The organism is Thioalkalivibrio sp. XN8 (assembly GCF_011058255.1).
In the GTDB taxonomy this organism is placed as follows: Bacteria; Pseudomonadota; Gammaproteobacteria; order Steroidobacterales; family XN24; genus XN24.
Map to the genome: position 1 here is coordinate 1 of NZ_JAALFH010000046.1, position 9,031 is coordinate 9,031.

Below are 9,031 nucleotides of genomic sequence, written 5' to 3' on the forward strand. Positions count from 1 at the left end.
AGGGCCGGCGCCCGGCCCCGCGCGGCCAGCGCCTGGAGCAGCCAGATGGCGAGCGGGGTCTTGCCGGTGCCGCCCGCGGTCAGGTTGCCGATCACGATCACCGGCACGCCCGGATGTCCCGAATGCCGCCAGCCGCGCCGGTAGGCGGCGCGCCGCAGTGCGATGACGGCACGGTAGACAGGCTCGAGCAGGCGCGCCCACAACGGCGGCGGCGCCCCCTCGTACCAGGCGGCCAGGAGCCGCTGCTCGCGCGTGGTCTTCACGGGCCGGGCGCCGACGCGTCAGCGCCCCGCGCCGGCCGCATCGCCGGCGAACTGCATGCGATAGAGCGCCGCATAGGCGCCGTCGCGCGCCATCAGTTCCGCATGGCTGCCGGTTTCCACGATGCGCCCGTGGTCCATCACCACGATGCGGTCGGCATTTTCGATGGTGGACAGGCGGTGGGCGATCACCAGCGTGGTCCGGTTGGCCATCAGCGCCTCGAGCGCCTGCTGGATGTGGCGCTCGGACTCGGTGTCGAGCGCGGAGGTCGCCTCGTCGAGGATCAGGATCGGCGAATTCTTCAACAGGGCCCGGGCGATGGCGACCCGCTGGCGCTGCCCGCCCGACAGCGTGACGCCGCGGTCGCCGACCTCGGTGTCGAGGCCGTCGGGGAAGCGCTGGGTGAACTCCAGCACGTGGGCCGCGCGCGCCGCCTGCTCGATCTCCGCCTCGGTCGCGTCCCGCATCGCGCCGTAGGCGATGTTCGCCCGGATGGTGTCGTCGAACAGCTTGACGTCCTGGCTCACCAGGCTGACCTGTCGCCGCAGGTCGTCGAGCCGGTACTCCCGCAGGTCGTGCCCGTCCAGCAGCACCCTGCCCTCGGTCGGATCGTAGAACCGCGGGATCAGGCTCACCAGCGTGCTCTTGCCGCTGCCGGAACGCCCGACGATGGCCAGCCGCTCGCCCGGCGCCACCACGAGGTCGATGCCGCGCAGCACCTGGCCCTTTTCGGCCTGGTAGAGAAAGCTCACCTGGCGAAACTCGAGGTGGCCGACCGCCCGGGCCACGCGCCGGTCGCCGCCCGGATCCTCGCCCGGCGCGTCGAGCAGCTCGAAGATGCTCTGCCCGGCCGCGACGCCCTGCTGCAGGGGGCCGTTGATGTTGGTGAGGCGCTTGAGCGGCGCCATGATCAGCAGCATCGCGCCGATGAAGGACACGAACTCGCCGACGTTCATGCCGCCCGAGAGATCTTCCCGGGTGGCGAAGAAGACCACCGAGGACAGCCCGATCGCCGCCACCAGCTGGGTGATCGGCGCGCTCGCGGCCTTGGCCCCCGCCAGCTTCATGTTGAGCCTGCGGTTGTTCTCGTTGACCCGCTCGAAGCCGGCGATCTCGTGCGCCTCGCCGTTGAAGACCTTGACGACCTTGTGCCCTTCAAGCACCTGCTCGGCCGCCTGCGTCACGTCGCCCATGGAGTTCTGGATGCGGGTGCTGTAACGGCGGAAGCGCTGCGAAAGATTGCGGATGACGACGCCGATCAGCGGCCCCACCACCAGCACGAACAGCGACAGCCGGGGACTGACCCAGAACATGTAGGCCACGAGGCCGATGATGGTCAGGATGTCCTTGAACAGCGTCGTCAGCACCTGGCTCGCCGCCTGCGCCACCTGCTCGATATTGAAGGTCAGGCGCGATAGCAGGGCGCCGGAGGAACTCTGGTCGTAGAAGCGCGTCGGCAGCGCCAGGAACTTGCCGAACACCTCCTCGCGCATGCGCTTGATCACCTGCCGCCCGACCCAGCTCATCGAGTAGGTCGCGACATAGTCGGCCACGCCGCGCACGAAGAAGATGCCGAGGATCAGCAACGGCATCCAGCGGACGAACTCCATATCGCGATCGACGAAGCTCTGGTTCGTGATCAGCTTGGTGATGTAGACGAAGGCCGTCTGGCTGCCCGCATAGACGGTCATGGCCACGAGGGCCGCGGCCCACATGCCGCGGTAGGCGGCGGAATAGCCCCACAACCGCCGGTATACGCGGCCGGCAGCATCGGGCTGCGGACTCGGCTGGCTGCGGCTCACTCGGGCTCGCTGACGGTGGCGATCAGGATCTCGCCGAAGCCGAGCCGGCCGACGATATCCATCGCCGTGACCACGGACTGGTGGCTGGCGCGCGCATCCGCGCGAATCGTGACCGGCAGCTCGCGGCTCTCGCCCGCGACCTGCTGCAGGGCGCGCTGCAGCGTCTCGGGCCGGCGGTTGACCAGCTCCTGCCCGTCGACGAAGTAGTCGCCCGCGGCCGTGACGATGATCTCGATCTCACGGGCCGGCTCCTCGCGCGGCATGGCATCGGCCTGCGGCAGCTGCAGGCGGACCTCGGTGGCCTTGATGAAACTGGTCGACACCATGAAGAACACCAGCAGCAACAGCACCACGTCGATCAGCGACGTCAGGTTGATCTCCGGCTCTTCGCGCTGGCGGGTACGCAGGTCCATCAGGCGGCCGGCTCCTGCGCCACGCCGCGGTGGAGCGCATCGACGAGCTTCATGGCTTCCTTCTCCATTTCCACCACCAGCGCGTCCACCCGGCCGCGCAGGTAGCGATAAGCGATCAGCGTCGGAATGGCCACGGAAAGGCCGGCCGCGGTGGTGATCAGCGCCTCGGAAATGCCCCCGGCGAGCACGCCCGGGTTGCCGACGCCGGCGGTGGTGATGGCGGTGAACACCTTGACCATGCCGATCACCGTGCCGAGCAGGCCGAGCAGCGGCGTGATGGCGGCGATCGTGCCGAGGGTGTTGAGGTAGCGCTCGAGCTCGTGCACGACGTGGCGCCCGGTATCCTGCACTTTCTCCTTCAGGACCTCGCGGTCCTGGCCGCGGTTGGCAAGCCCGGCCGCCAGCACCTGCCCCATCGGCGAGTTCGCCGCCAGGATGTCGAGGTGCTTGCGGTCCAGCTGCCGGTCCCGGGCCCATTCCCAGACGCGGGTCACCAGGTCCTTCGGCAACACGCGCCGCCGCTGGAGAGTCCAGAGCCGCTCGAGGGTGATGGCCACCGCGAGGATGGAACAGAGGATGATGGGCAGCATCAGCCACCCGCCGGCGCGGATGATTTCGATCATGACGTCTCGCGACCTGAGGGCTGCCGGCGATGATACCGGCAAGTGTCACTCCGCGGCCACTGCAGGCTTGAATGCAGACGGGGCCCCGCAGGGCCCCGTCCGTGGTCGGCGGTCACCCCGGGGGCGACCGCGATCCCCGCTCGCGCCTCAGAAGCGCAGCTCGCCGCCGACGCCGAACAGCGTCTCGTCCTCGCCCACGTCCGCGCTGGTGAAGGTCACGCCGGTGTAGACCTTGGCATTCTTGGCCAGGGCCTTGGTCATGGCCAGGCGGTACCAGGTGTCGTCGGAGTCGAGGTTCGAGCCGAAGGCGGCGTTGCCGCTGTAGCCGTTCGCGAAGGGCAGATCGCCCATCAGGAACACGCGGTCGCCGAACAGGTTGGCCGGATCACCGTCTTCGTAGCCGTCCCGCATCTCGTACTGCGCCGTCACCGCGAACTTGCCGAACTTGCTCTTCGCGCCGACCTTGACGTTGTCGTTGTCGCTGTCGCCGGCGTTGTTCCAGCCCGCCCACAGGTCGAAGCCGCCGAGCTTGCCGGTGAACATGACGGCAGCGTCGTTGACCGAATCGCCGGCGCCGTCGGTGGTCGGGTTGTACTGCAGCTTGATGCCGACTGCGCCGAAGTCATAGGAGTACTGCAGCAGGTCGTCGACGAAACTCTGCGAGCCGTACTTGCCGCCGCCGACGGCGACGGTGTTGCGCGCTTCCAGGAAGGTGGTGATGTACGGGTCCTTCTCGGCGTTCTTCAGGACGCCGGCCATGCGGCCGGCCTGCAGGCTGCCGAAGCCGCCCTTGATGCCGATGTACCGGTCGCGGTACTCCGGCCCGAAGCGGGTCTGCCCGTCGCTCTTGACGCGATCCCGCATGTCCAGCGCGAGGCGACCGAACATCACGAGGTCGCCTGCTTCCTGCGAGGCATCGATCTGGAAGCGCGCGGTGCCGTTGTCGCTCAGGGAGCGCGTGCTCTCGACTTCGTCCTCGAAAACGAGATCGAGGGCCACCCGGCCCGAGAACTTCACGTCCGCCGCGAAGGCGCTCGAAACGGGGGCGGCGAGAATGGCGGCCACACCCGCTGCAATCAGTACATTTCTCTTTTGCATGGCTCTGATTTCCTTGCTGAGGCTTGAAAACGGGCCCGCGCGAAGCCGCGACGAGCCCGTGACTTGTTGGCCCGGGGACCGGTTTACAGCGGATGCTTCTCGTGGCAGGCGAAGCAGTCCATCTTGCTCTGCGAGTTCTCCAGGTAGCTCGCCTTCTGCGTGTGGCAGCCGCGGCATTCCTGCGTCTCTTCCGAGATCGGATAGGCCGGGACGAACTCGCCGGCAGCCTGGGCGTTCAGCAGTTCCGTGACCTTGACGGCCACCGAAGCCGCCAGCTGGCCGCAGCGGTCCTTGCGTTCGGGCGTGAAGGCGCCGAGGCCGCTCGCCTTGGTCCACGCAAGGATGGAGACGTGGCAGAGAATCGAGTTCGCCACCGCGCCCTCGATCTCGAACTTCGGTCCTTCGGGCACGAAGTTCGGCAGTGAAGTCTGCTCGAACCAGACATAGAGCTCGTCGATCAGCGGGCCCGGATTCGGGGAGATCAGATTCAGCGCGTAGGCCGCGCCGTTGAGCGTGCCGCAGATCGAACCCCAGCCGTTGACGCCGGCGAAACCGTAATCGAGCGTCGCGGTCGGCCAGGTCAGGTACGGGCCGCCGACCTTCTCGGACAGGGCGCGCACCAGGCCTTCGACCACGCTGTACATGCAATGCCCGTGATAAAAGGCCTCGTAGGTCAGGTTACCGACGTAGACGGGGTCCAGCGGTTCGTACGGCAGCGGCTGGTGCTTCAGCGTGCCCTTCTCGGTGAGTACCGGCGGCGGGCGGTTCTCAATGGCCGCGACGGCATCGGTCCCCCGCATCCCGAGCACTACCGTAGCGCCCACACCACCTGCAATGACTCCCAAGGCCTCCCTTCTAGAAACTTTCATCGCTCGCTCCTGAATAGCTTTGTGATGGCCCGACGAGCCACTTGCAAGACTCGCGGAGAAACGGTGGGAGAGAGTCCCCTGCCAGCGTTTCGAGCAGGATTTTCTAAGGGTTGGGCGTATTTCGGTAGTAGGAAATTTACCTAAGTCTCATATAATGAGACTGCTTCTCACTCGCAGCGCAACAACGCCGGCGGCGACGGTCGCAGCCGGTAGCAAATAGAGCAGGAAGTTCGGGAGGCTGGTGCTAGCGGCGGCCCAGCAACAGTTGCAGCGGCGGCCAGAGGAGCACGGCCACGGCCAGGCCGATGCCGACGCTGCCGGCAGCCAGGGCGAACCAGTCCAGCCAGCTGGTCAGCGACGCATGCGTGGCGCCGGTGAAGTAAGGCAGCGCGACCAAAGCCAGCACCGCCGCCGCCGCGCCGAGCCACAGCGCCACGCGCCTCGAGCCGCGCCATGCGAAGTCGCCGCGCCGGCGCAGCGCCAGCACCAGCAGCGCGAGGTCGACCAGGAGCACCACCAGCAGCAGCCAGAGATACGGCCGCAGGACCTCGAGGAGGACCGAGAAAACACCCAGCGGGGAAAATGCCATCTCTGCAGTCCTCCCGGTCAGACCCGGCCGCGCAGCATGGCGTTGTACGCGCCCTGCAGCAACCGGTCCTTCATCACCCAGGGCAGCCACTGCTCCCGCATCGGATCGATGACCGGGAACGAGGGCACCATCTTGAGCTCGTAATCGAACTCCACCAGCATCGCGCTGCCGCGCGCCGTGACCAGCGGGCAGGAGGTGTAGCCGTTGTAACGCGCGTCCTCCTCGCGGCCTGCCAGCACGCGCAGCAGGTTATGCGCCGCGACCGGCACCTGCGCCTTTACGCTGGCCGCCGTCTTGCCGATCGGCGTGCCGACACAGTCGCCGGCGCCGAAGACGTTCGGGTAGCGGGGATGGCGCAGGGTATAGCGGTCCACCTCGAGCCAGCGCCCGTCGTCCGCGAACGGGCCTTCCTGCCAGGCCAGCGGGCTGTTGAACAGCGGGTCCGGCGCGCGCATGGGGGGCACGACGTGGATGAAGTCGTAGTCGAGGCGCACGTCGCCCTCCGGGGTAGCGAAAGTGGCGCGCCGGGCCTCTGCCTCGAGGCCCTTGAGACGGTGGCTCCAGTTGAGCCCGATACCGCGCTCCGGAAAATGGCTCTTGAGGAATTCGTTGATGTCCGGCTGCGAGAACAGGCCCTTGCCGGGCGAGTTGTAGACCAGCTCGGCAGCACCGCGTCGGCCGCGCCGTTGCAGCAGGTCCTCGGTCAGCATGGTGACCTTGAGCGGCGCCCCCGCGCACTTGATGCCGCCCGGCCCGCGCGTGAACAGCCCCACCCCGCCCTGCGCCGTGAACGCGTCGATCATCGCCCAGGTGCGGGTCGCATGCTCGGGGTTGTCGTACACGCAACCGATGCCCTCGCGGCCGATGAGCTCGGTGCTCATGCCCTCGATGGCAGCGAAATCCAGGTGCAGCCCGGTGGCGATGAGGAGGAAATCGTAGTCGACCCGCTGCCCCTCGTCGGTGAAGAGGCAATTCGCGTCCGGATCGAACTCCGCCACGTTCGCCTTGAGCCATTCGACGTCGCGCGGCATGTACCGGGCGTTCTCGTCCAGCACCTGGCCCGTCGGCCACGCGCCGGTCGCCACCAGCGTCAGCCCGGGCTGGTAGATGTGGCGCTCGCGCCGGTCGATGATGGTGATGCGCGCCCCGTCGAGCGAACGGTCCAGCCTGTTCGCCAGGGCCAGCCCCGCCGCGCCGGCGCCGACGATGACGATGCGCGCCGAGCTGCTGATGACGCGGCCATCCGACCCGAAGGCCAGCCCGGAGCCCAAGACGCCTGCGCCGAGCACGCCCAGCCCGGCCTGGCCGAGGAAACGTCGCCGCGAAGCGTCAACCTGCTGCCCGGGATGCCGAATTCCAGCAACTTCTCTCGTCATGCCACTCCCCCCTGCATGCGACCAGGAGGCGCCGGGGCGACAAGTTGACGCCTGAAGACCGGCGACTCCAGCGCCATATTAGTTATTTTTGAAGTAAGGTCAAACAACGCTGCAGCGGCGACGCCGCACAAAAGGAGAAGGGGCTTCACCCCGCACGAGGTGAAGCCCCCGGACCGCCAATGGTCAGGCGAACTCCTTTACTGCTTGTCGTGGACGCCCGCGTGGCAGGCGTAGCACTCCATCTTGCCGCGCGTATTCTCCATGCGGCTGCCCTTCAGGTGGCAGCCGCTGCACTCCTGGACCTCCTCGGAGAGCGCGAAAGCGGGCACGAACTTGCCGGCGTGCTGGTCGTTCAACATCATCACGACCTTGCGGGCCACCGAAGCCGTGAGCTGACCGCAGCGGTCATCGCGCTCCTTGGAGAAGGCCTTGTGGCCGGACGCCTTGGTCCACTCTGCGATCGAGGCATGGCAGATGACCGAGTTGGCGACCGACGGCGTAATCTCGAAGCGGGCGTTCGACGGCGTGAAGGCCACGTCGGGCAACGCGGTGCGCTCGCCCCACATGTAGAGCTCGTCGATGATCGGCTTCGGCTCCGGCGAGATGAGCTGGATGGTATAGGCCGCGCCGTTGAAGGCGCCGCACAGCGTGGCCCACCCGTTCACGCCGCCCGAGCCGTAGCGCATGGCGGCAGTCGGGTACGTCAGGTAGGGGCCGCCGACCTTTTCGGACAGCGCCTGGACGATCGACTCGGTGACGCCGTACTGGCAACGGCCCTCGTAGAACGCGTCGTAGGCGAGCTGGCCGACGTAATCCGGGTCTACCGGCTCATACGGCAGCGGATTGTGCTTCAGGCTGCCCTTCTCGTTCAGCTCAGGCTTGATGCGCTTGCTGGGGAGCGCCGCCTACGCCGCAACCCCGTGCCCCAGCACGACTGCGACGCCGACCCCGCCGGCGATCACGCCCAGCGCTTCTCTTCGTGAAACTCCCATGATGTATGCCCTCTGAAATGGTTGTTGATCAACATTGCGTGTCAACAGCCGAGTCGGCCTCCGTACCGACGGCGCGGTCGCGTCCCCTCGACCGTGCGTGGCGCAGAACTTACCTTTGGCCTGGCCGGCCGAAAATGCGGAGAAACGGCTACGTATTTGCATGCAGGGAAAACTACCTAGCCCACGCGGCATGGAACGCCGCCGTCAGCGCACGCAGTCCAGCCACGGCGGACAGCCCGGGCCCCGGCCCCGGCGCGGCGCGCCGGGCCCGCCGGGCGCAAAACTGAAGACGAGTTCGCCGTGGCGCTCGGTCGACAGCGGTTGTGCGCCGGCGGCCTGCCAGCGCCGCACGACCCGCTCGGCCGGGAAGCCCCAGCGGTTTTTCCAGTTGGTGGAGAACACGACCGCGGCCGGCCGCGTCGCCGCCACCAGGCGCGCGCCCGAGGAGGTGTTGCTGCCATGGTGGGGCGCGACGACCAGGTCGACCCGGAGCGAGCGCGATGCACGCAGCAGAGTGCGCTCGCCCCGCCGCTCGATGTCTCCGGTCAGCAGGGCGCGCCCGCCGGGGCCAGCCACGAGCAGCACGCAGGAACCTTCGTTCGCACCGCCGAGGAATCCCTCGTGCGGATGCAGCATGGTGAAGCGCACGCCGTCCCAGTGCCAGGACTGCCCCGCGCGGCAGGGCCTGCCGGCCAGGTCCTCCGCGCCATGGCCACCCCACGCCGGCGCGCCCGGCAGACGGGACCGGATGATCTCGAAGCCGCCGACGTGATCCGCATGGCCGTGGCTCAGCACCACTGCATCGAGCCGGCGGACGCCGAGCGCGCGCAATGCCGGCAGCACCGTCCACTCCGCCGCGGCGCTCCCGGTCCAGGCCGGGCCGGTGTCGTACAGCAGGACCCGGCGGTGCGTGCGCACCAGCACCGCCAGCCCGTGGCCCACGTCGAACACCCGCAGCTCGAACCCGCCGGGCGGCGGTCGGTCCGGCACCGGCCACAGCAGCGGCGC

Annotated in this window: 10 protein-coding genes; all 10 read right to left on the reverse strand. The window is 68.1% G+C overall.

Annotated features, from left to right (window positions below; genetic code table 11):
- Window positions 1-263, reverse strand: a 263-nt coding sequence (locus tag G6N75_RS04870; RefSeq protein ID WP_346765493.1) for a tetraacyldisaccharide 4'-kinase, incomplete at its 3' end; no start/stop codon positions are given.
- 18 nt (window positions 264-281) lie between these two features.
- Complete coding sequence (gene msbA, locus G6N75_RS04875; protein WP_346765494.1) at window positions 282-2,063, reverse strand: lipid A export permease/ATP-binding protein MsbA; 1,782 nt, start codon at window positions 2,061-2,063, stop codon at window positions 282-284.
- Window positions 2,060-2,476 carry a biopolymer transporter ExbD gene (locus G6N75_RS04880; protein WP_165347168.1) on the reverse strand — a complete coding sequence of 139 codons (417 nt, stop codon included), beginning with the start codon at window positions 2,474-2,476 and terminating at the stop codon, window positions 2,060-2,062. Before G6N75_RS04880 ends, msbA begins: the two co-directional genes overlap by 4 nt.
- Window positions 2,476-3,099 carry a MotA/TolQ/ExbB proton channel family protein gene (locus G6N75_RS04885; RefSeq protein ID WP_165347170.1) on the reverse strand — a complete coding sequence of 208 codons (624 nt, stop codon included), beginning with the start codon at window positions 3,097-3,099 and terminating at the stop codon, window positions 2,476-2,478. The genes G6N75_RS04880 and G6N75_RS04885 overlap by 1 nt, the downstream gene beginning before the upstream one ends.
- A gap of 147 nt (window positions 3,100-3,246) precedes the next feature.
- A complete protein-coding gene (locus tag G6N75_RS04890) occupies window positions 3,247-4,197 on the reverse strand; it encodes a porin (protein WP_165347172.1) in 951 nt (316 codons plus the stop codon).
- Window positions 4,198-4,280: 83 nt separating this feature from the next.
- Entirely contained in the window at window positions 4,281-5,021 is a 741-nt protein-coding gene (locus G6N75_RS04895) for a C-GCAxxG-C-C family protein (RefSeq protein ID WP_165347174.1), read from the reverse strand.
- Between the two features lie 289 nt (window positions 5,022-5,310).
- Entirely contained in the window at window positions 5,311-5,655 is a 345-nt protein-coding gene (locus G6N75_RS04900; RefSeq protein WP_165347176.1) for a hypothetical protein, read from the reverse strand.
- Window positions 5,656-5,672: 17 nt separating this feature from the next.
- Window positions 5,673-7,031: an FAD-dependent oxidoreductase gene (locus tag G6N75_RS04905; protein WP_165347178.1), complete on the reverse strand. Its 1,359-nt coding sequence runs from the start codon at window positions 7,029-7,031 to the stop codon at window positions 5,673-5,675.
- Window positions 7,032-7,228: 197 nt separating this feature from the next.
- Window positions 7,229-7,915, reverse strand: coding sequence for a C-GCAxxG-C-C family protein (locus G6N75_RS04910; RefSeq protein ID WP_165347187.1), 687 nt, complete (start codon window positions 7,913-7,915; stop codon window positions 7,229-7,231).
- A gap of 312 nt (window positions 7,916-8,227) precedes the next feature.
- On the reverse strand, window positions 8,228-9,031 hold an 804-nt coding region (locus G6N75_RS04915; RefSeq protein ID WP_165347180.1), incomplete at its 5' end, for a ComEC/Rec2 family competence protein.

Excerpts from the sequence above, each read along its gene's own strand:
- G6N75_RS04905 (WP_165347178.1), bottom strand. The coding sequence starts at position 7,031 with ATGACGAGAGAAGTTGCTGGAATTCGGCATCCCGGGCAGCAGGTTGAC.
- G6N75_RS04890 (WP_165347172.1), bottom strand. The coding sequence starts at position 4,197 with ATGCAAAAGAGAAATGTACTGATTGCAGCGGGTGTGGCCGCCATTCTC.
- G6N75_RS04900 (WP_165347176.1), bottom strand. The coding sequence starts at position 5,655 with ATGGCATTTTCCCCGCTGGGTGTTTTCTCGGTCCTCCTCGAGGTCCTG.
- G6N75_RS04885 (WP_165347170.1), bottom strand. The coding sequence starts at position 3,099 with ATGATCGAAATCATCCGCGCCGGCGGGTGGCTGATGCTGCCCATCATC.
- G6N75_RS04880 (WP_165347168.1), bottom strand. The coding sequence starts at position 2,476 with ATGGACCTGCGTACCCGCCAGCGCGAAGAGCCGGAGATCAACCTGACG.